The sequence below is a fragment of the Stutzerimonas sp. Brlt_14 genome, assembly GCF_051948915.1.
Lineage (GTDB): Bacteria > Pseudomonadota > Gammaproteobacteria > Pseudomonadales > Pseudomonadaceae > Stutzerimonas > Stutzerimonas stutzeri.
Genome location: NZ_JAYJLM010000002.1, coordinates 132,462 through 153,358 on the forward strand (window position 1 = coordinate 132,462; position 20,897 = coordinate 153,358).

At 64.7% G+C, this 20,897-nt stretch carries 15 protein-coding genes; 6 read left to right on the forward strand and 9 right to left on the reverse strand.

Annotated elements, in window-relative coordinates:
• Nucleotides 1–4: 4 nt before the first annotated feature.
• The 9 genes from VF716_RS04600 to xthA all read right to left on the reverse strand — a co-directional run bounded on the left by VF716_RS04600 (nucleotide 5) and on the right by xthA (nucleotide 10,482).
• A complete protein-coding gene (locus tag VF716_RS04600; protein WP_279641489.1) occupies nucleotides 5–1,483 on the reverse strand; it encodes a mannitol dehydrogenase family protein in 1,479 nt (492 codons plus the stop codon).
• Between the two features lie 103 nt (nucleotides 1,484–1,586).
• Complete coding sequence (locus tag VF716_RS04605; RefSeq protein ID WP_014596752.1) at nucleotides 1,587–2,690, reverse strand: ABC transporter ATP-binding protein; 1,104 nt, start codon at nucleotides 2,688–2,690, stop codon at nucleotides 1,587–1,589.
• A gap of 38 nt (nucleotides 2,691–2,728) precedes the next feature.
• Complete coding sequence (locus tag VF716_RS04610) at nucleotides 2,729–3,562, reverse strand: carbohydrate ABC transporter permease (RefSeq protein WP_011913322.1); 834 nt, start codon at nucleotides 3,560–3,562, stop codon at nucleotides 2,729–2,731.
• A 10-nt stretch (nucleotides 3,563–3,572) separates the two neighbouring features.
• The gene (locus VF716_RS04615) at nucleotides 3,573–4,517 is read right to left on the reverse strand and encodes a carbohydrate ABC transporter permease (protein ID WP_234492891.1); all 945 of its coding nucleotides are present in this window, start codon (nucleotides 4,515–4,517) and stop codon (nucleotides 3,573–3,575) included.
• An 82-nt stretch (nucleotides 4,518–4,599) separates the two neighbouring features.
• A complete protein-coding gene (locus VF716_RS04620; RefSeq protein ID WP_014596749.1) occupies nucleotides 4,600–5,907 on the reverse strand; it encodes an ABC transporter substrate-binding protein in 1,308 nt (435 codons plus the stop codon).
• A 296-nt stretch (nucleotides 5,908–6,203) separates the two neighbouring features.
• Entirely contained in the window at nucleotides 6,204–7,109 is a 906-nt protein-coding gene (locus VF716_RS04625) for an AraC family transcriptional regulator (RefSeq protein WP_011913319.1), read from the reverse strand.
• Nucleotides 7,110–7,175: 66 nt separating this feature from the next.
• Nucleotides 7,176–8,108, reverse strand: a complete 933-nt coding sequence (locus VF716_RS04630) for a carbohydrate kinase family protein (RefSeq protein WP_125882150.1) — start codon at nucleotides 8,106–8,108, stop codon at nucleotides 7,176–7,178.
• Nucleotides 8,109–8,204: 96 nt separating this feature from the next.
• Nucleotides 8,205–9,578, reverse strand: a complete 1,374-nt coding sequence (locus tag VF716_RS04635) for a phosphate ABC transporter substrate-binding/OmpA family protein (protein ID WP_440552014.1) — start codon at nucleotides 9,576–9,578, stop codon at nucleotides 8,205–8,207.
• 91 nt (nucleotides 9,579–9,669) lie between these two features.
• Nucleotides 9,670–10,482, reverse strand: coding sequence for an exodeoxyribonuclease III (gene xthA, locus VF716_RS04640; RefSeq protein WP_013982852.1), 813 nt, complete (start codon nucleotides 10,480–10,482; stop codon nucleotides 9,670–9,672).
• Nucleotides 10,483–10,702: 220 nt separating this feature from the next.
• On the opposite strand from xthA, the gene VF716_RS04645 reads away from it, so the two are divergent.
• From VF716_RS04645 to VF716_RS04670, 6 genes are all read left to right on the forward strand, one after another.
• On the forward strand, nucleotides 10,703–11,338 hold the full coding sequence (locus VF716_RS04645) for a GNAT family N-acetyltransferase (RefSeq protein WP_011913315.1): 636 nt from the start codon (nucleotides 10,703–10,705) through the stop codon (nucleotides 11,336–11,338).
• 201 nt (nucleotides 11,339–11,539) lie between these two features.
• A complete protein-coding gene (locus tag VF716_RS04650) occupies nucleotides 11,540–13,222 on the forward strand; it encodes an autotransporter assembly complex protein TamA (RefSeq protein ID WP_440552367.1) in 1,683 nt (560 codons plus the stop codon).
• Nucleotides 13,219–16,899 carry a translocation/assembly module TamB domain-containing protein gene (locus VF716_RS04655; RefSeq protein WP_440552018.1) on the forward strand — a complete coding sequence of 1,227 codons (3,681 nt, stop codon included), beginning with the start codon at nucleotides 13,219–13,221 and terminating at the stop codon, nucleotides 16,897–16,899. Before VF716_RS04650 ends, VF716_RS04655 begins: the two co-directional genes overlap by 4 nt.
• Before the next feature lie 481 nt (nucleotides 16,900–17,380).
• Nucleotides 17,381–18,724, forward strand: a complete 1,344-nt coding sequence (locus VF716_RS04660) for an alanine/glycine:cation symporter family protein (protein WP_011913312.1) — start codon at nucleotides 17,381–17,383, stop codon at nucleotides 18,722–18,724.
• A 136-nt stretch (nucleotides 18,725–18,860) separates the two neighbouring features.
• Complete coding sequence (tpx, locus tag VF716_RS04665) at nucleotides 18,861–19,361, forward strand: thiol peroxidase (protein WP_011913311.1); 501 nt, start codon at nucleotides 18,861–18,863, stop codon at nucleotides 19,359–19,361.
• A gap of 309 nt (nucleotides 19,362–19,670) precedes the next feature.
• Nucleotides 19,671–20,858 (forward strand): NAD(P)-dependent oxidoreductase, encoded by a 1,188-nt coding sequence (locus VF716_RS04670; protein ID WP_011913309.1) that lies wholly within the window; start codon nucleotides 19,671–19,673, stop codon nucleotides 20,856–20,858.
• Nucleotides 20,859–20,897: the final 39 nt, after the last annotated feature.

Genomic DNA, 20,897 nt, shown 5'->3' on the forward strand with positions numbered 1-20,897 from the left:
TCCCTCACTGCGTCAGCAACAGATCAAGGGTGCCGCTCACCCCCAGCGTGCGCAGCCGCAGCAGGTTGCGCTCGAAGGCATCGCGGAAGGCGAGCGAACGCGGAATCTGCGTGCCGAAGAATTCCTCGCGCCCCAGCAGGCGTTCGGTGAGATCGTCGTCCTCCGCGACGAGCGACTGGCAGAAATCCGCGCGCGGATCGGGGATGCGGTACCGCTCGCCGTTTTCATCGACGCCCCGCAGATACAGCGCCCAGGCGGCGACCACCAGGGCGGCCCGGTCCAGGGCGGCCTTATCGGCAATCAGGCGGTTGATGGTCGGCACGGTGAACTTGGGAAACTTCGACGAGCCGTCGGAGCACACCCGCTCCAGCTGGTCGGCAATGGCGCAGTTGGAGAAGCGCTCGATCAGGGTCTGCTTGTAGCGGGCGAGATCGATGCCTGGCACGGGAGCCAGTTGCGGAGTGACGTCCTCGTCCATGTAGCGGCGGATGTACTCGGCGAACAGCGGATCGGCCATGGTTTCGTGGACGAAGCGATAACCGCGCAGGAAGCCGAGGTAGGTCAGCGCGAGGTGGCTGCCGTTGAGCAGCTTGATCTTCATCTCCTCGTAGGGCGAAACGTCGTCGGTGAACTGCACGCCGACCTTTTCCCAGGCCGGCCGACCGGCGACAAAGCGGTCTTCCAGTACCCATTGCACGAAGGGTTCGCAGACCACCGGCCAGGCGTCATCGAGGCCGTGCTGACGCTTGAGGTCTTGGCGATGCGCCGTGCTGGTCATGGGCGTGATGCGGTCGACCATGGCGTTGGGAAAGCTGACGTTGCGCTCGATCCAGCGGGCCAGGTCGGGGTCGACCAGGCCGGCGAACGCCAGCGTGGCCTTGCGGGTCACGTCGCCGTTGTGGGGGAGGTTGTCGCAGGACATCACCGTGAAGGGGCCGACACCGTCGCCGCGGCGCTTGGCCAGCGCCGCGCAGAGCAGACCGAACACGCTGACCGGACGGCGCGGGTGCTGCAAGTCGTGTTGAATCTGGGGCAGTTGCGCATTGAACTGGCCGGTGCTGTCGTCCAGGCAATAGCCGCCCTCGGTGATGGTCAGCGAGACGATGCGAATCGCCGGATGGGCCAGGCGAGCAACCACCGCCTCGGAACCATCCTCGTCCACCAGCAGCATGTCGCGAATGCTGCCGATCACCCGGACCTCGGTGTCAGGCCGGTCGTCGAGCTCGACCAGGGTGTAGAGATAGTCCTGCGCGGCCAGCGCGTCGCGCATCGAGCGTTCCTCGGCGCGTGTGCCGATGCCGCAGATGCCCCATTCCAGCCCCTCGCCGGTGTTCATCAGCGCATCGGTGTAGGCCGCCTGGTGGGCGCGGTGAAAGCCGCCCACGCCGATGTGGGCGATGCCGGTGGAGACCTCGGCCAGGCAGTAGTCGGGTCGCGCGATAGGGGCCGGCAGCTGTGGCAGATTCGCTTCTTTCAACTTCATCTCGGGCCTCGCTGGGCTTGAATGTGGAAAAGCCGGGGGCGGGATCGCTGCCTTTACGGGCGCAGCGAGCTGCCGTTGGAAGAGCTGGGCGCGACGTCGGGCGTCAGGCCACCTGCTGGAGCGGCTGGCCGACCGCCTGACCGCTGCTGTCGAAGAGATGGCAATGGGCGGCCTCCAGCGTCAGCGACAGCGACTCGCCGTAGCGCGGGGTGAAGTCGCCACGAATGCGCATGGTCAGCTGCTCGCCGTTGCCGGTGACGACGTGGCAATAGGTGTCGCTGCCCAGCCGTTCACTGACGTCGGCCTTCACGGTCAACTGGCAGTTGCCTTCGCTGCCACGGTTGAGGTGCTCCGGGCGGATGCCGAGGGTGACCGGATCGCCCGCCTTCAGCGTGGCGCCGCTCACCGGCAGGAACAGGCGACAACCGGCGTCGAGCTCGACTTCGCAGCCGCTGGCTTCGACACGGCTTGCGCGGCCGTTGAGAAAGCCCATCTTCGGCGTGCCGAGAAAGCCCGCGACGAAGAGGTTGGCCGGATGGTGATAGAGCTCCATGGGCGAGCCGACCTGCTCGATGCGCCCGCCGTTGAGCACCACCACCTTGTCGGCCAGGGTCATGGCCTCGACCTGATCATGGGTCACGTAGATCATCGTGGCCTGCAGTTCCTGGTGCAGGCGCGAAAGCTCCAGGCGCATCTGTACACGCAGCGCGGCATCAAGGTTGGACAGCGGCTCATCGAAGAGAAACACCTTGGGGTTGCGCACGATGGCGCGGCCGATGGCGACGCGCTGGCGCTGGCCGCCGGAGAGCTGGCGTGGCTTGCGTTCGAGCAGCGGTTCCAGCTCCAGGGTGCGCGCGGCCGCTTCGATCTTGCGGGCAACCTCCTGTTTGTCGGCACCGGCCAGGTCCAGGGCGAAGGACATGTTCTTGCGCACCGTCATGTGCGGGTAGAGCGCATAGGTCTGGAACACCATGGCCAGGTCGCGCTTGGCCGGGCTGACATCGGTGATGTCGCGCCCGTCCAGTTCGATCCGCCCGCTGCTGACCTCCTCGAGCCCCGCGATCAGGCGCAGCAGGGTGGACTTGCCACAGCCGGAGGGGCCGACGAAGACGACGAATTCACGGTCGCGGATGTCCAGGTCGATGCCCTTGATGATCTCGTTGCCGTCGAAGCCTTTCTTCAGGTTGTGGATCTTCAGGTCTGCCATGTTCGAATCCTCAGTTGTTCTTGGTTGTCAGGCGGCGCTCATTTCACGGCGCCGAACGACAGGCCGCGCACCAGCTGCTTCTGGCTGATCCAGCCGAAGATCAGGATGGGGGCGCAGGCGAGGGTGGAGACGGCCGAGAGCTTGGCCCAGAACAGGCCTTCGGGGCTGGAGTAGGAGGCGATCAGCGCGGTCAGCGGCGCGGCGTTGGACGAGGTCAGGTTCAGCGACCAGAAGGCTTCGTTCCAGCACAGGATCAGCGACAGCAACATGGTCGAGGCGAGCCCGCCCTTGCTGATCGGCAGGAGCACGCGAAGCATCTCCTGCAGCAGCGTGGCACCGTCCATGCGGGCCGCTTCGAGGATGTCGCGGGGGATGTCCTTGAAGTAGGTGTAGATCATCCACACGAGGATCGGCAGGTTGATCAGCGTGTAGATGATGATCAGCACCGCGCGGCTGTCGAGCAGGCCGAACTGCTTGGCCAAGAGGTAGATCGGCACCAGCACGCCCACCGGCGGCAGCATCTTGGTCGAGAGCATCCAGAGCAGCGTGCCCTTGGTGCGCTTGGTCTCGTAGAAGGCCATCGAATACGCGGCGGGAATGGCGATCAGCATGCCCAGCGCGGTCGCGCCGAAGGAAATGGTCACCGAGTTCCAGGCGTACTTGAAGTAGCCGCTGCGGTCCTGGATGTGCAGGTAGTTTTCCAGCGTCGGCGTGAAGATGAACTGCGGCGGCGTGGCGAAGGCGTCGATCTCGGTCTTCAGGCTGGTCAGCAGCATCCAGAAGATCGGGAAGAACAGCAGCAGCGCCACGGCCCAGGCGAACAGCCCGACCACCAGGGTGTTGAGGCGGCGACTTTGTTTGAGCGTCAGCATCGGTCTGTCCTCAATATTTCTCGGTGAGATTCTTGCCGAGCATCCGCACCAGAATGATCGCCGCGATGTTGGCGATCACCACCGCGATCAGGCCGCCGGCCGAGGCCATGCCGACATCGAACTGCAGCAGCGCCTGGTTGTAGATCAGGTACGCGAGGTTGGTGGATGCGTAGCCGGGACCACCGCTGGTGGTGGTGAAGATCTCAGCGAATACCGAAAGCAGGAAGATGGTCTCGATCATCACCACCACGGCAATGGGCCGGGCCAGGTGGGGTAAGGTCAGGTGCCAGAAGATCGCGATGGGGCCGGCACCATCGAGGCGGGCGGCTTCCTTCTGTTCCTGATCGAGGGACTGCATGGCTGTCATCAGGATCAGCATCGCGAAGGGCAGCCACTGCCAGGCCACGATGATCACGATGGACGCCAGCGGATGCTGTGCGAGCCAGTCCACCGGCTGTGCGCCGAAGAACTTCCACACCGCCGCGAGAATGCCCGAGACCGGGTGATAGATGAGGTTCTTCCAGACCAGGGCGCTCACGGTCGGCATGATGAAGAACGGCGATATCAGCAGCACGCGGACGATCCCGCGCCCCGCGAAGTCCGCCGCCTCCAGCAATGCGGAGATGAGCACGCCGAGTACCACGCTGATCAGCAGCACGCTGCCGACCAGGATCAGGGTGTTGGTCATGCCCGGGATGAAGCCGGCATCGGTCAGGAAGTAGTGGAAGTTTTCCAGCCCGACGAATTCCTTTTCGCCCGGATAGAGCAGGTTGTAGCGCACGAGCGAGAAGTACAGGGTCATCGCCAGTGGTATCAGCATCCACAGCAGCAACAGCGCGACCGAAGGGCTGACCAGGAACCAGCTCGGGGCCAACCGCGGCCGGCGGCGCTCGGCAGGTTGTGGTGATGCGTTGCTCGCAGGGGCCTTGGGCAAGGCAGTCGTGGTGGTCGCCATGATGATGCTCCGGCTGAAGAGGGGCCGATGAGGGCTCGCGGAGCCCTCGCGGGTTTACGCCTTCACGGGACGTGCGCCTGGTCTACTTGGGATAACCGGCGCGTTTCATTTCGCGGGTGGTCGACTGCTGCACCGCGGTAAGCATCTGCTCGACCGGCATTTGCCCGGTCAGCGCGGCGGAGAACATCTTGCCGACCTGGGTACCGATGGCCTGGAACTCAGGGATGGTGACCAGCTGGATACCGACGTAGGGCACCGGCTTGGCCGATGGTGAGGCGGGATCGGCCTGCTTGAGTGACTCCAGGGTGATCTCCGCGAACGGCGCGGCCGCCATGTATTGCTCGTTGTAGGTGGACTCGCGCGTGCCCGGCGGCACGTTGGCGACGCCATCGGTCTCGGCGACGAGCTTGGCGTAGTCCTTGGAAGTCGCCCAGGCGGTGAAGGTCTTGGCGGCGTCCTTCTGCTGGGAGCTGGTCGGGATCGCCAGTGCCCAGGAGTACAGCCAGGCCGAGCCCTTGTCGGTGGTCTCCTGCGGTGCGAAGGTGAAACCGACCTTGTCGGCGACCTTGCTCTGCGATTCATCGGTCACGAAGGAGCCGGCAACGGTAGCATCGACCCACATGGCGCATTTGCCGCTGTTGAACAGCGCCAGGTTTTCGTTGAAGCCATTGCTGGAGGCACCGGGCGGGCCGTATTGGCTGAGCAGGTCGACATAGAACCTGGCCGCCTTGGTCCATTCGGGGCCGTCGAATTCGGGTTGCCACTTCTCGTCGAACCAGCGCGCGCCGAAGGCGTTGGCGACGGTGGTGACCAGCGCCATGTTCTCGCCCCAGCCGGCCTTGCCGCGCAGGCAGATGCCGTACTGGTCCTCGCCAGGCTTGTGCAGCTTCTCGGCGAACTCGGCCATCTGGGTCCAGGTGGGGTGTTCGGGCATCTGCAGGCCGGCCTGTTCGAACAGGTCGGTGCGGTAGTAGGTCATCGAGCTTTCGGCATAGAAGGGCAGCGCGTAGAGGGTGCCATCGACCGAAAGGCCTTCGCGAACCGAGGGGAATACGTCGTCCAGGTCGTAGTCGTCAGGGAGGTCGGTCATCGGAGCGAGCCAACCCTTGTCGCCCCACAGCGAGGCCTCGTACATGCCGATGGTCAGCACGTCGAACTGCCCACCGTTCGTGGCGATGTCGGTGGTCAGGCGCTGACGCAGGACGTTTTCCTCCAGCACCACCCAGTTGAGCTTGATGTCGGGGTGCTGTCGTTCGAAGGTCTTGGAGAGGCGCTGCATGCGGATCATGTCCGCGTTGTTGACGGTGGCGACGGTGAGGGTTTCGGCGGCCTGGGCCATGCCGAGCGAGGCGATGCAGGCGGTGCCGAGCAGCAAGTGGAATGCTTTCATTCGTGGACTCCCCTCCAGGCCGGAACCTGAAGCAGCTATTGTTTTTGTTGTTGCCCGCGTACTGCGCTACGAGCGTCTCGTGGGCATTACAGCGCCCGAAGTGGCAGCGCGACAAAGCCGTGACTGCACTTCTACCGATACGTTTTTGCACTCCTTGGACTGAGGTCGACCGCCCACGGTGCCGCCACCCAGACGCCTCCAAGAGGCTCAAGAACAAGGCTTTTCCATGACCTTAGAGACGTGTGCGGAGCAACGGGCGGGGAAGATGGCGTCGAATTCGGCTGGCCGGAAGCGTATCAGCCGGCCAGGTTCTGTTCGGTCAGCCGTTGTTCGACCAGGCGGCGATAGCAGGACGGCGTCATGCCCTTGAGCTGCTGAAAGCGGCGATTGAAATTGGACAGGTTGTTGAAGCCCGACTCGAAGCAGACGTCGGTAACCGGCTTGTCCTGATCGAGCAACAGCTCGCAGGACTTGCTGATGCGCAGGCTGTTGACGAACTCGACATAGCAGCGGCCGGTGGCGCGCTTGAAGAAGCGCGAGAAGTAGGTGGGTTTCATCCCGAGATGGCTGGCGACTTCTTCCAGCGGCAGTTCACGCATGTAGTGCTCGAAGATGTAGTTGACCGCCATGTTGGTGCGGTCGGCATGGTGTTCGTCGCTCAGCTGTGCCGAGGTGGCGCCGGAGAGCAGCTGGTAGTCGTCGCACCGCGCCAGCAGCTCGAGCATGATCAGGAAGTAGCCGAGGCGGGTGGCGCCGCGGCTGTCGGCGATCCGCTGCATCAGCTCGCCGGCCTGGTCGATTGTGCTGGGGCAACGAAATTCGATGCCGTAACGCGAGCGTTCGAGCATCGGCGTGAAACTGCGCAGCTCGGAGAACACGCTGTGGCCGGCCTCCAGCATTTCGTCGGTGAAGTTGACCAGCATGTCGCGCTTGGCCACGACTTCGCCTTCCTCGACCTGGCTGATCCAGTTGTGCGGCAGATGCGGACCGGTGAGAAACAGGCTGTTCGGCCCGAAATTGCCCACGTAGTCGCCGACGAAAACCTTGCCCGAGCTGGCGACGATCAGATGCAGCTCGTACTCCTTGTGGTTGTGCCAGCGCACCAGAGGGCAGGGGAAACCGTGCTCGCGGTAGATCAGTGAGTTGCCGTGGTGATCGTCCATGAGTTCGTAGGACGGGTCGGAGATCTTCAACGCTCTCATGCAGGGTCCGTTGTCGAGAAAGACATCGAAGCGTTATAGCCGCTCTGGCGACGATGGCAAAATCGCTCAGGCAATTTCGTATCGGTAAGGCAGCTCCGGACCACGTCTGGAACAGGTGATGGCTGCCGCCTTGCTGGCGAATTCGAGCATGGCCTGCAGCTGTGCCGGCGACATCTGTGCGAGCCCCGCTGGCGAGTCCAGCCGTTGTTCGGTCAGGTAGGCCAGCAGGGCGGCCTGGAACGTGTCGCCAGCACCTACGCTGTCGCACACCGTCACTGGTTGCGCAGCGATAGCGAGCTGGCCGTGCTGCCGGCTGAACAGCTGAGCGCCATCGCCACCCCGGGTGATCACCACCAGCTCGGCGCGGTTGCCCAGCCAGCGTTCGGCAATGCCATGTGGTTCGACGCCCGGGTAAAGCAGGCGCAGATCCTCGTCACTGACCTTGATCAGATGGGCCTGCCCGGCGAAGGCCTCGACCCGCTCGCGCCAGCGGGCAAGATCAGGCTCGACGTTGAGCCGCACGTTCGGGTCGAGGGAAATCAGGCGTTGTGCCTGTTCACGGCGCAGCAGTTCCAGCAGCGTCTCGGCGATGGGCGAGGCCACCAGCGAGTAGGAACCGAAGTGGATGCCGCGGACGCTGTCGGGCAGCGGCCGCAACTGCTCGGGCTGCAGCAGACGGTCGGCACAGCCGTCACCGCGAAAGCTGTAGACCGGCGCGCCATCGTTGCCCAGCGCAACCATCGCCAGCGTGGTCGGTGCATCGAAGATCACCAGCTGGCCGGTATCGACGCCTTCCTTCTGCAGCAGACCGAGCAGGCGCTGGCCAAAGTGATCGTTGGACAATCCGCCGAGCAGCGCCGCCTTGACACCCAGTCGCGCCAGGCCGATCGCCACGTTATACGGCGAACCACCGGCCACCGCTTCCAGATTCAGGCGATTGCCGCTGGCGCCTGGGCCCGTGAACACATCGAAAAGCGCTTCACCACAGACGAGGTACATGAAGGATTCCTGCTGCTGGAAATCCGCCGAGCTTAAACGCGGCGCCGGCACCGAGACAGTACGCCGGTGGCCGGCCGCCGATACGATCTTGCACTGCTAGTACACCCAGACTTCCACCCGGCGGTTCTTCACCCGGCCGCTTCCCGCATCGTTGGAGGCAACTGGAAGTTCGGAACCCATCCCATTGATTTCCTTGAGAAACACTCCTCGTTTGTTGAGTTCGCGGCGCACCGTCATGGCGCGCAGCTTGGACAGCAATGCCGCGCGTGCCGGATCGCCCGTCGCATCGCCGAAGCCCACCAAGGCCGCGCTGTCGGTGAGTTTGCCGTTATCGCGCAGGTACTCGACGACCCGCTCGAGGTCACGCTGCGCCTTGTTATCCAGCTGGGCGCTGCCTTCCTCGAAGCGGAAGTTGACCGTCAGGCGCTGGGCTTCGCTCGCAAGCTGTTGATAAAAGGCGGGCATGTCGGCAAGTGCGGTTTGCCGAATCGCCTCGACATGCTGGGCGACGTAGCCGGATCGCTCGACGATGGTCTGGCCGGCCTTGCTATGGATGAACTCGATGTAGGCCTCGGTCCAGGGCGACTGTTTGCGCGGATGGGCATAGAGGAACAGCCGGCGCGACAACGGGTAGTCTTCGGTCGCGACCAGGGCGCGGGAGGGCAGCATCGGTTGCGAGTCGCCATCGGCGATGGCCAGCGCCTTGGCCTTGCCCAGCGAGGCCAGGCCGGTGAAGCCGATGGCGCCTGCATCCAGGGTGACCGCGCGGGACAGCTCGTCGTTGGATTCATAGCGACGCGCGTCGCTCCAGAGCGACTTGCCCTGACGCGCCAATACCAGCTCGTTGAAGGTGTCGTAGGTACCGGAACGGTCATCGCGCGCGTGCAGCCGCACCGGCAGGTCCTGTCCGCCGAGCTCGCGCCAGTTGCGGATTTCGCCGGCGAACAGCCGGGCCAGTTGCGCGGTGGTCAATGAATCGACGGGGTTGCCCGGATGCACGACGATGGCCAGGCCATCGATGGCAATCACCTGTTCCGCCTTGGCGCTGCGCATGTCCCCCAGCTCGGCCAGCTCGGCGCGCTCGCTGGTTTTGATCGGCCTGGACGCTGCTGCGAGATTACCCTGACCATTCTTAAGCCCAGCGAAGCCGGTACCGGTGCCATGCGCGGCCACCGTGGCGATGACCGCTTTGCCCTGAGGCGTGCGAGCGCTGACCCGCTGCTCGTTCTCGACCTCGGTCGGCCGAATGCTGATGTCCTGAAAGCCCTCGGCCTCGAACAGCCCGGCGATGAGCATGGGGGCCAGCTTGGCGCCAACGGTGTTGGAGCCGTGGATGCGCAGTACCGCGGACCCGTCTGCCGGGATCGGCAGTGCGGCGAGGGCGCCGGTCGAGCTGCTGGCTGCCACCGCCAGCAGCAGAGGAGAGAAAAGCCGAATCCAGAACCGTCCAGCAGCGAAACATGGCGCCATCGTGCGACCTCCTTGTTGAAGGCCGCGAGATTAAGACGATCCGGTTACCGAAAGATGACAGACGGCGCGCCCGGCGTGGTATCGATGGCGTTCAACGCAGCTCGATCCAGACCGGACAGTGGTCGGACGGCTTCTCCATCGCGCGGATATCGTAGTCCACGCCGCAATCGGTCACCCGTTCATGTAGCGCATGGGTGGTGAGGATGTAGTCGATGCGCAGGCCGCGACGCGGCTCGTCCTCGAAGCCACGGCTGCGATAATCGAACCAGCTGAAGCGATCGACCACCTCCGGATTGAGGGTGCGGAAGCTGTCCTGCAGGCCCCAGCCTTTGATCCGCTCCAGCCACTCGCGCTCCTCCGGCAGGAAGCTGCACTTGCCGGTGCGCAGCCAGCGCTTGGCATTCACCTCGCCGATGCCGATGTCGCAATCCTGCGGCGAGATATTGAAGTCACCCATCAGCGCCAGCGATTCGTCCGGACTGAAACGCTGTTCGAGCAGGGCCTGCAGATCGGCATAGAACTTGGTCTTGGCGGGGAACTTCACCGGATGGGCGCGGCTTTCGCCCTGGGGGAAGTAGCCGTTCATGACGGTGACCGGTTGGCCGTTTGCATCGGCGAAACGGCCCCAGATGAAACGCTTCTGCGACTCCTCGCCGTCGCTGGGAAAGCCCTTGTGAACTTCCAGCGGCGCCTGGCGCGAGAGCAGGGCGACCCCGTAGTGACCTTTCTGTCCGTGATAGTGGACGTGATAGCCGAGGGCCTCGATCTCCGCCTGCGGGAACTGCTCGTCGGCCACCTTGGTTTCCTGCAGGCCGATGACGTCCGGCTGATGCTTCTCGATGATCGCAGAAAGCTGGTGAGGTCTGGCTCGTAAGCCGTTGATGTTGAACGAAACAATTTTCATGAGAGTTCCATGGAAGAGGACGCTGTCGGCGCCGCGTATCAACGGCGCGCACTGTAACTGATGGACTTGAAGGGCTGATTCTAGAGACACCACGTGACGGGTACAAAGGCACCGTCATGGCGATTGTCGCGCCGCGCACCGCTGGTCATCCGTCGACATGGCGGGCCGCGCGAAGCGCTGCTAAGTTGCAATCATCCATCATGAAAAGCCGAGAGTCGTCATGCCGATGTCCGCCGAGGTTCGCACGCTCGACAGTGGTTACGACCGCGAAACCCGTTCGCTGCTGTATCACGCTTACCGCCACGAACCGACCTTTGCCTATCTCTTCGAGGCCGACCGCCCGGGCTATCAGCAGCGGGTCCGCGCCACGGTGCGTGAACTGGTGAACCAGCATTTCCTGCAACAGCAACCGGCGCTGGGGCTGTTGCTGAACGACCGGCTGATCGCCGTTGCGCTGATCGCGCCGCCGCAGCGTCGGCTGGACATCACCGAGAGCTGGGCCTGGCGGGCACGGATGCTGCTGACTGCCGGTTTTCGCTGCACGCGGCGCTACCTGGATTACCACGCCGCGGTGCTCGCCTGCCTGCCCAGCGGTGCCGTGCACCTGCTGCCGTTGCTTGGCGTGCACCCGCAGTTCCAGGGCCAGCATTATGGCGAGCAGTTGCTGGAAGCAGTGCATGAGTGGTGCGCCGAGGACGAAACCTCCCAGGGCCTGGTCATCGACACCGGCAACCCGCGCTACCTGAACTTCTATCAACGGCAAGGCTACGAAGAAATCGGCCAGGTGGCAGTAGGGCCGGTCGTCGAACACGTCTTCTTCCATCCGGCGCCCCGGCGGATGGAAGCGGCACGCTAGGTGTGGGCGAATTTTATCCGGCCGGGTCAGTCTGATTGGACTGAAGTCTCGCGATGTCAGCCGATGCCCGTCCCCCCGCAAGATCGCCTTACACACCCTCTGGCCCGCGTGCTCGGGCATGCCAGACAGCCCGTGCTAGCATTGCGCGCCATGCGTAAAACGAACCGAGTCGGCCTGCTGGTAGCCGCAATCGCGATCCTGATGTTGAGCGGCGTTCAGGCCGGCGCGGCCGAGCTGGACGTACGGGTCGAGCCGGAAAACCGCGCGTTGCGGGAGAATATCGAAAACTACATCGGCGACCTGGGCGATCGGGATGCGCGCGAGCTGCTGCGCTACAGCCGGGTGGCGCAGCGTCAGGCTGAGAAAGCGCTGCAGGCGCTTGGCTATTACCGCAGCCGCATCCGCACCGATGTGCGCGAGGGCGAGGAACCGACCCTGGTGCTGCGAGTGCGGACCGGCGAACCGGTGCGCTTGCGCAACATCACCGTGCGCCTGGAAGGGCCGGCGGCCGAGTTTTCGGGCTTTCGCGTCGCCCAGCGCAGCCTGCGTCAGGGTGACGTACTCAATCATGGTCGCTACGAGGACGTGAAGCAGCAGTTCCTCAACCAGGCCTCGCGCTACGGCTATTTCGACGGGCGCTTCACCCGCCAGCGCCTGGCGGTCGACCCCCGGGAGAACACCGCCGATGTCGAGCTGGTATTCGACAGCGGGCCGCGCTATCGCCTCGGCGACGTGCGCTTCGAGGGCGATGCGCCATTCGATGACGACCTGCTCTCGCGCATGGTGCCGTTCAAGGCCGATACGCCCTATGACTCCGAGCTGATCGCCGAACTCAGCCAAGCGCTGCAGTCCAGCGGCTATTTCGAGGGCGTGCGGGTCGATGCCAACCCCGCCAGCGCTAGTGAGCAGCGCATTCCCGTCGCCGTTGCCCTGACCACCCGCAAGCCGCGCACCTTCGGCCTCGGCCTTGGCTATTCCACCGACGTCGGGCCGCGCATCCGCCTGAACTGGACGCGCCACTGGGTCAACCCGCAAGGGCACAGCTATGGCGCGGAAACCGAACTCTCCGCACCGCGGCAGAACGTCGGGCTCTGGTACGACATTCCGCTCGATCCGCCGCTGACCGACAAGCTGCGCTTCGTCGGTGGTTATCAGTACGAGGAAATTGCCGGCACTGACACGCTGAACCGTCTGCTCAAGGTCGGCCCGGAATGGCACAGCCGCCTGCCCAGTGGCTGGTTACGGGTGCTCTCGCTGAAATGGCAGCACGAGGAATACCGCCTCGGCGACGATTCAGGGCTGAGCACGCTGCTGATGCCCGGCGTCGCCTACAGCTACCTGCGCAGCGACAACCGCATCGATCCCAGCCAGGGCTACCGCCTGCAGTTCGAAGTGGCGGCGGCCAAGGACGGCGTGTTTTCCGATGCCGACCTGATCCACGCCAATGTGCTGCTGCGCGGGCTGACCACCCTGGGGCAGCGCCATCGTTTCCTCGGTCGGGTGCAACTGGGCGGCAACTGGACGGATGAATACGTCAACGTGCCGCCATCGCTGCGCTATTTCGCCGGTGGCGACCAGAGCGTGCGCGGCTACGACTATCAGAGCCTGTCGCCAACCAACTCCGACGGCGACAAGATCGGCGGTCGCTATCAGTTCGCTGTCAGCGCCGAGTATCAGTATTCCATCGCCGAGAAATGGCGGATCGCGACCTTCGTCGATCAGGGCAACGCATTCAATTCGCTGGAGATCCCGACGCTGAAGAGCGCAGTCGGTGTCGGCGTGCGCTGGGTCTCGCCGGTCGGGCCGATTCGCGTCGACCTGGCCCACCCGCTGGATAGCGAGGGCGGCGTGCGGCTGCACTTCTCAATGGGGCCGGAACTGTGAGGCGGCTGTTGTGGGGCGTTGGCTTGACGCTGCTGGCCTTGCTGCTGCTGGTTATGATCGGCCTCGGCACGCTGCTGGGCACCACGAGCGGTAGTCGTTGGCTGTTGGCGCAAGTGCCTGGGCTCAACGTGGAAGCGTTCGAAGGCCGGCTCGGGCAGCGCTGGCAAGCCGAGCGCCTGGTCTGGACGCAGGGCGAGGATCGCGTCGAGGTGCAACAACCGCGTCTGGCCTGGTCACCGGCGTGCCTGCTCAAACGCACTCTGTGCATCGAAGAGCTGGTTACCGGGGATATCGAACTCAGTTTCGCCCCATCCGAGCCTGACCCGAACGCCGAGCCGTTCAGCCTGCCGGAGCTGAAGCTGCCGTTGGCGCTGCAGGTCGAGCGTATCGAGATCGGTCGGCTGACGCTCAACGAAAGCGAACAGCTGCGTCGTCTGCACGTGCAGGCCGACTGGCGCGCGGACGGGTTGGACATCCACCGTCTGGAGCTGCGCCGGGACGACCTCGACCTGGTGCTCGACGGCCGTCTGCAGCCCAGTGGTGCATGGCCGCTGCAGCTGCAAGGGCAGGCCGCACTGCGCTCGCCGGACGAGCAGCCGTGGGCCCTGCAGATTGCCATCGAGGGTGATCTGCGGGAGCAGGTGCGGCTCGAGGTCGAAAGTCAGGGTTACCTCGACGGCATGCTAAGCGGTCATGTCCGTGCGCTGGACGAGCAGCTGCCGGCGACCATCAGGCTCACCGCCGACGGCTTCAAGGCAGTGCCCGATCTGCCCGAAACCCTGCGTGTGCATGAGCTGGAGCTCACTGCCAGCGGCAACATGGGAGACGGCTACCGCCTGCTCGGTACTGGTCGCCTGCCGGGCGAGGGTGGCGCCGTGCGCCTGGCGCTCGAAGGCGTGGTCAATCCGAGCGGCGCGCAGATCTCCGTGCTCGAACTGGATGCCGGCCAACAGCGCCGGGTGCGCCTGAGCGGCGACGTCGCCTGGCAGGACGGCCTGGCCGCCAACGCCGAACTGGCGTGGCGCGACTTTCCCTGGCGCCGGCTCTACCCCGAGCTCGAGGAGCCGCCTGTGACGCTGCGCGAACTCAACGCGCAGGTCCAGTACGACAACGGTAACTACCTCGGCAACTTCGACTCGTCTATCACCGGACCGGCCGGGGATTTCACGCTGGCGAGTCCGGTCAGCGGCAATCTCGAAGCCGTGCATCTACCGCAGCTGGCGCTGCGGGCCGGGCAGGGCAGCGCCAGCGGTTCGCTGAGCGTCGGTTTCGCGGACGGCATCGACTGGAGGGCCGACCTGGCGCTGAGCGATCTCGATCCCGCCTACTGGCTGGCGGAGCTGCCGGGCAGGCTCGGTGGCACGTTGCGCTCCAGCGGCGCGCTGCGCGACGAACTTCTGCAGGCCGAGGCCCAGCTGGACATCGCTGGCCGGCTGCGTGGGCAGGCCACCAGCCTGCAATTACAGGCCGACGGACAGGGCGAAAGCTGGAACCTGCCCAGCATCGATCTGCGCATGGGAGACAACCGTGTGCATGGCAGCGGCCGCTGGGCGCAGACGCTGGACGGGCAACTGCAGCTGGAACTGAGCCGGTTGGCGCAGCTCTGGCCTGATCTGCACGGCCAGCTCGCCGGCGAGATCAGGCTCGGCGGAACCGCTGATGCACCGAGTGGCACCGTCGCACTCGACGGTCGCAACCTTGGCTATCAGGACAACCGGGCGCGGCGGCTGAGCGTCCAGGGCGAGTTGTCCGAAGGCGAGCGTGGCCGCCTGACCTTGAGTGCGGAGCGCATCCGCGCCGGCGAAACCGACCTGGGAACCCTGCAGCTGAACGGCCAGGGCACCGCCGCGCAGCACCAGGCCGAGCTGGAACTGCAGGGGCCACTGCTCGACCTGTTGCTGGCCTTCGACGGTGGTCTGCGCGGCGATGACTGGATCGGCCGGCTCACCCGCGGCGAGCTCAGCGCGCAGCAACAGAACTGGGCGCTACAACGCCCGGCGTCGTTGCAGCGCCTGGCCGATGGCCGCCTCGATCTCGGCGCGCACTGCTGGCTTTCCGGTCCCGCCAGCCTTTGCGCCGAAGATCAGCGGCTGATGCCTGATCCGCGGATCCGCTATCGGCTGCGCGACTTCGCCCTGCAATCCCTGGCCGACTACCTGCCCGAGGATTTCGCCTGGCAGGGTGAGCTGAACGCGGACATCGAACTGGATCTGCCAGCGGCAGGGCCCAACGGGCAGGTGCAAGTCGACGCCGGCCCCGGCGTGTTGCGCATCCGCGATGCGGATCAGTGGCACGACTTTCCCTACCAGACCCTGGCGCTCAATAGCCGCCTGCGGCCTGAACGGGTCGACAGCGAGCTGCGCTTTGCCGGTGGCGAATTGGGCGACCTGGACGTACAGCTGCGTATCGACCCGCGTCCCGAAGCCAAGCCGATCGACGGCGAGTTCCGCCTCAGCGGTCTCGATATCGCAGTGGCACGACCCTTCGTGCCTATGGTGGAGCGCCTGCGCGGCGAGTTGAATGGCAGTGGCCAGCTCGCCGGCAGCCTGCAGCAACCCACCCTGAACGGCCAATTGCTGTTGACCGGCGGCGAAATCGCCGGCAGCGAACTGCCTACCACCTTCGAGGACCTGCGGGTACGCCTGCTGATCGAGGGCGAGCGCCTGAACATCGATGGCGGCTGGCGTGCCGGCGAGCAGGGGCGCGGCAGCCTCAGCGGTACGCTGGATTGGCAGGACGAGCTGGACCTGGACCTGGCCATCAAGGGCGACCGCCTGCCGGTGGTGGTCGAGCCCTACGCGGATCTCGAGGTCGAGCCGGATCTGCGCATCGTGCTGAGTGGCCAGCAGCTGGCGGTCAGCGGTCGGGTCGAGGTGCCACGGGGCGCGATCACCGTGCGTGAACTGCCTCCGGCGACGGTGAAGGTCTCAGAGGACACCGTGATCGTCGGCCGGGAAGCCGAGGAGGAGGCCACGCCACTGGCGGTGAAGATGGATATCGATGTGGAGGTCGGCCAGGACCGCCTGCGCTTCTCCGGCTTCGGCCTGACCGCCGACCTTGCCGGTTACCTGCATATCGGCGACAACCTGGATGCCCGTGGCGAGCTGCAGCTGAAGAACGGCCGCTATCGCGCCTATGGCCAGCGGCTGACCATCCGCCGGGCCGAGCTGCTGTTCACCGGCCTGATCAGCCAGCCGTTCCTCAATATCGAGGCGATCCGCCGGATCGAGGCGGAGAACGTCGTTGCCGGCCTGCGCATCACCGGCAGCGCCGAGCAACCGCGTATCGATGTGTTCTCCGAACCGGCCATGAGTCAGGAACAGGCGTTGGCCTATCTCGTCCTGGGTCGGCCATTGGGCGCCGATTCCGGCGATAACAATCTGCTGGCCCAGGCCGCGCTCGGGCTCGGCCTGGCTGGCAGTTCATCGATCACCGGCGGACTCGCGCAGCGGCTCGGCATCCAGGACTTCCAGCTCGACACAGAGGGAACGGGCGCCGGCACCAGTGTGGTCGCCACTGGACGGCTTACCGAACGTCTGGCGTTGCGCTATGGCGTGGGCGTGTTCGAACCGACCAACACCATTGCCCTGCGTTATCAGCTGACCCGACGTATCTTTCTCGAAGCGGCCAGCGGCCTGGCCAGTTCGCTCGACGTGTTCTATCGCCGCGATTTCTGACCGCGGCACGGCGCTGGTGCGTGGCGTCCGACGCCGTGCGCCGGTCAGGCCGCTCCCTTGCCGCGACCGCCGCACCAGTGCGAGTCAGCGACCACTGGCGCGTGCACCAGACTGGGCTACGCTGAGTTCGCTTTCCGTGCCATTTGCTATTCGGCGGACGCGGGCTTGCAGGGTTTGACCGTTCGGTCTGATTCCGGCGTCGATTCGATCATCGAATCTGGCGCGATTGCCCCGCGCCCAACGAGCGAATGCAGTGGTAGCATCCACGCTTCCGGCCGTCGCGGTCACCGCCGCGCAACGCTCTAGCACGAGTCTTGCAAAGTGCTGTCGACCTCAGCGCTTACAAGCTCCAGAGGCGGATCGGAATCGTCGTTACCTGGTCGCTGAAAAACCACCGCCACAAGCGTCATGTTTTTCAACGGCTCCACGGTAGCGCGACCCCAACGCGAGGGAACTCGCCTATAAGAAATAAGGTGCTCGAATGGAATTTCTGAACAACCTCGTCAACACCATTAACGGCCTCGTCTGGGGCCCGCCCATGTTGGTCCTGATCCTTGGCACCGGCCTGGTGCTGATGATCATGCTCAAGTTCATGCCGCTGACCCGCATTGGTACCGGCTTCGCCCTGATGTGGCGCGGTCGTGCCAAGGGCGACGAATCCACCGGTGAGATCAGCCCGTTCCAGGCGTTGATGACGTCGCTGGCCGCAACGGTAGGTACCGGCAACATCGCCGGCGTCGCCACGGCGATCTTCCTCGGCGGCCCGGGCGCGCTGTTCTGGATGTGGTGCACCGCGCTGGTCGGTATGGCCACCAAGTACTGCGAGGTCGTGCTGGCGGTTCACTACCGCGAGAAGGACGACCGTGGCGAGCACGTCGGCGGCCCGATGTATGCCATCAAGAACGGGCTGGGCAAGAAGTGGGTCTGGCTTGGCACTGCGTTCGCCATCTTCGGCGGGCTGGCCGGCTTCGGCATTGGCAACATGGTGCAGGTCAACAGCATGGCCCACGCGCTGGAAACCACCTTCTCGGTGCCGCTGTGGGCGACCGGCCTGATCACCATGGTCGTGGTCGGCCTGGTGATTCTCGGCGGTATCCGCCGCATCGGCGTTGTGGCCGCGTCGCTGGTTCCCTTCATGTGCCTGGCCTACCTGATTGCTGCCGCGGTGGTGCTGGTGGTGAACGCCTCCGCGATCCCGGCCGCGTTCGACCTGATCTTCACCCATGCCTTCACGCCGATCGCCGCCACTGGCGGTTTCGCCGGTGCCGCGGTGATTGCCGCAATTCGCTTCGGTGTCGCGCGCGGGATCTTCTCCAACGAGGCCGGTCTCGGTACCGCCGGTATCGCCCAGGCCGCCGGCACGACCACCAGCTCGGTGCGCTCGGGCATGATCGGTATGCTGGGCACGTTCATCGACACCATCATTGTCTGCTCGATGACCGGCCTGGCGATCATCTGTACCGGCGTCTGGACCAGCGGCGCCAGCGGCGCGGCTTTGTCCGCGGCGGCTTTCGAGTCGGCGATGCCGGGCATCGGTGGGGTGATCCTGACCATCGCGCTGGTGGTCTTCGCCTTCACCACCATCCTTGGCTGGAGCTACTTCGGCGAAAAGTGCTGGGAATTCCTGGTGGGTACCAAGGCCATCTGGCCGTTCCGGGTGATCTGGGTGCTGGCGGTGCCCTTCGGTGCGATCGCTCAGCTGGACTTCGCCTGGCTGCTGGCCGATACGCTCAACGGCCTGATGGCGATCCCCAACCTGGTCTCGTTGCTGCTGCTGAGCCCGGTCGTGGTGAAGCTGACCAAGGAGTATTTCGCGCGCAGCTGATGTCCGATAACGGTCGGTAATCGCCCTAGCTGGCGGTTCACCGATCGGCGGTCCGAGGCTACACTCGGGCCCTCTTTCAGGCCGTGGGGCTGATGGCCCCGCGGCCTTTTCGTGTCACCCATCGAGGAGCGAAGCAATGACAGAAGTCACCCTGAAAGGCACCCCCGTCCAGGTAGCCGGCGAGTTTCCGCAGGCCGGCCAGCAGGCCAAGCCGTTTCGCCTGGTAGGCGCCGACCTCGCCGACGTCGAGCTGGCAGCCTTTGCCGGCAAGCGCAAGATCCTCAACATCTTCCCAAGCGTCGATACGCCGACCTGCGCCACCTCGGTACGCAAGTTCAACGCCCAGGCCAGCGCCCTGGCAAACACAGTGGTGCTCTGCATTTCCGCCGACCTGCCGTTCGCGCAGAAGCGTTTCTGTGGTGCCGAAGGGCTGGAGAACGTGGTCAACCTGTCCACCATGCGCGGTGCCGAATTCCTTCGCGACTACGGCGTGGCCCTGGCCAGCGGCCCTCTGGCAGGCGTCGCCGCACGCGCGGTGATCGTGCTGGATGAGCAGGACCGCGTACTGCACAGCGAACTGGTCAGCGAGATCGGCAGCGAGCCGAACTACGAGGCGGCCATCGCCTCGCTTGGCTGAAGTGCACCGCTAGCAGCTCGGCGGCGAGCCCTGATGGGGCTCGCCGTTTTTTTTTTTGGCGACGGAAAGCCAGCAGTTCAAGCGAAACCGTCTGTCGTCGTCAATTAGCGCAAACCGAGGTGGCCAACTATTTTCCGTCATGCCCGTGCCCAGGATTTCAAGGGTGAGCGCAGCGCCACAAACATGGCAATTAGGCAGCTTTTTTAAAAAATCTTTTCGCACGGCTGCTGTCATAGAGCTGATGCCCATTGAATGGATTCAGTTATGCCTACCTCAGAAATCAAAAGAATCGGTGTATCCGGAACCGGAATGATCGCCCACGGCTTCGTCCGGTTGATCAAACAGCACTATCAGGACATGCAGATTTCCCGTGTCCTCACGCGCCGACCACTTTCGACGATGACCGACTTCCCGCTGGCGGACGTCCTTACCAATTCGCTGGACGAGCTGATCGACAATTCCGATCTGATCGTCGAGTGCAGTGGTGATGTGTTCCACGGAACGGCCGTCATCGAGCGCGCCTTCGAAGCCGGCTTGAAGGTCGTGACCGTCAACGCCGAATTGCAGGTCACCACGGGTTCGTACCTGGCGGGCAAGGGCTTTCTCACGGAAGCCGAGGGCGATCAGCCCGGTTCGCTGGCGGCCTTGCGTGAGGATGCGCTGCAGATGGGCTTCCAGCCGCTGGTCTACGGCAACATGAAGGGCTATCTGAACCATGACCCTTCCCCCGAGGACATGGCCTACTGGGCCAACCGGCAAGGCATCAGCGTCGATCAGACGACCTCCTTCACCGACGGCACCAAGGTGCAGATCGAGCAGGTGATCATCGGCAACGGGCTGGGTGCGACCATCACCCGTCAGGGCATGGAAGGCCTCGCCTCGACCAATTTGGACGACAGCGCCAGCCTGCTCGGCATGATGGCCGAACGGGTGGGGCAGCCCATCGTCGATTACGTGATCCCCTCCGGCTATCCGGCTGGCGGCGTGTTCCTGGTAGGCAGGCACGACGAGGATCAGGCCCGGGCCATCGAATATTTCAAGCTCGGACGCGGCCCGTTCTACACGCTGGTGCGGCCGTTCCATCTGTGCTCGCTGGAAGTGGGCAAGACCGTACGCCGCGTGCTCAGCGGCGGCGGCGTGCTGCTCAACAACTCGACCGAGCCGACCCTCGGGGTTGCCGCCATCGCCAAGCGCGCCATGAAGCCGGGCGAGCTGATTGAGCGTGGCATCGGCGGCTTTCAGTTCCGCGGTGAGGCGATCAAGCTGGCCCAGCATCCGGATCACGTGCCGATCGGCCTGCTGCGCAAGACGGCGCTCAAGCGTGCCGTCGAGCCTGGCCAGATCATTACCTTCGACGATATCGACATCCTGCCGAGCCGCGCCCTGGATATCGTCATGGAGCAGCGCAAACCGCGGCTGGTGGAAGTCGAGTCGAAGTCGGAAGGTTGGACGGCCCCCTGCATCAACACGATGGGGATGCTTGCCCTGGGTGGTTGAGCACGACGCGCACAGCAAAAGGCCGCTGCATCTGCAGCG

Coding starts and splice junctions, on each gene's coding strand:
- VF716_RS04630 (WP_125882150.1), bottom strand. CDS start 8,108: ATGTACCTCGTCTGTGGTGAAGCGCTTTTCGATGTGTTCACGGGCCCA.
- VF716_RS04610 (WP_011913322.1), bottom strand. CDS start 3,562: ATGCTGACGCTCAAACAAAGTCGCCGCCTCAACACCCTGGTGGTCGGG.
- VF716_RS04660 (WP_011913312.1), top strand. CDS start 17,381: ATGGAATTTCTGAACAACCTCGTCAACACCATTAACGGCCTCGTCTGG.
- VF716_RS04615 (WP_234492891.1), bottom strand. CDS start 4,517: ATGGCGACCACCACGACTGCCTTGCCCAAGGCCCCTGCGAGCAACGCA.
- xthA (WP_013982852.1), bottom strand. CDS start 10,482: ATGAAAATTGTTTCGTTCAACATCAACGGCTTACGAGCCAGACCTCAC.
- VF716_RS04650 (WP_440552367.1), top strand. CDS start 11,540: ATGTTGAGCGGCGTTCAGGCCGGCGCGGCCGAGCTGGACGTACGGGTC.
- VF716_RS04620 (WP_014596749.1), bottom strand. CDS start 5,907: ATGAAAGCATTCCACTTGCTGCTCGGCACCGCCTGCATCGCCTCGCTC.
- tpx (WP_011913311.1), top strand. CDS start 18,861: ATGACAGAAGTCACCCTGAAAGGCACCCCCGTCCAGGTAGCCGGCGAG.
- VF716_RS04645 (WP_011913315.1), top strand. CDS start 10,703: ATGCCGATGTCCGCCGAGGTTCGCACGCTCGACAGTGGTTACGACCGC.
- VF716_RS04625 (WP_011913319.1), bottom strand. CDS start 7,109: ATGAGAGCGTTGAAGATCTCCGACCCGTCCTACGAACTCATGGACGAT.
- VF716_RS04635 (WP_440552014.1), bottom strand. CDS start 9,578: ATGGCGCCATGTTTCGCTGCTGGACGGTTCTGGATTCGGCTTTTCTCT.
- VF716_RS04605 (WP_014596752.1), bottom strand. CDS start 2,690: ATGGCAGACCTGAAGATCCACAACCTGAAGAAAGGCTTCGACGGCAAC.
- VF716_RS04670 (WP_011913309.1), top strand. CDS start 19,671: ATGATCGCCCACGGCTTCGTCCGGTTGATCAAACAGCACTATCAGGAC.
- VF716_RS04600 (WP_279641489.1), bottom strand. CDS start 1,483: ATGAAGTTGAAAGAAGCGAATCTGCCACAGCTGCCGGCCCCTATCGCG.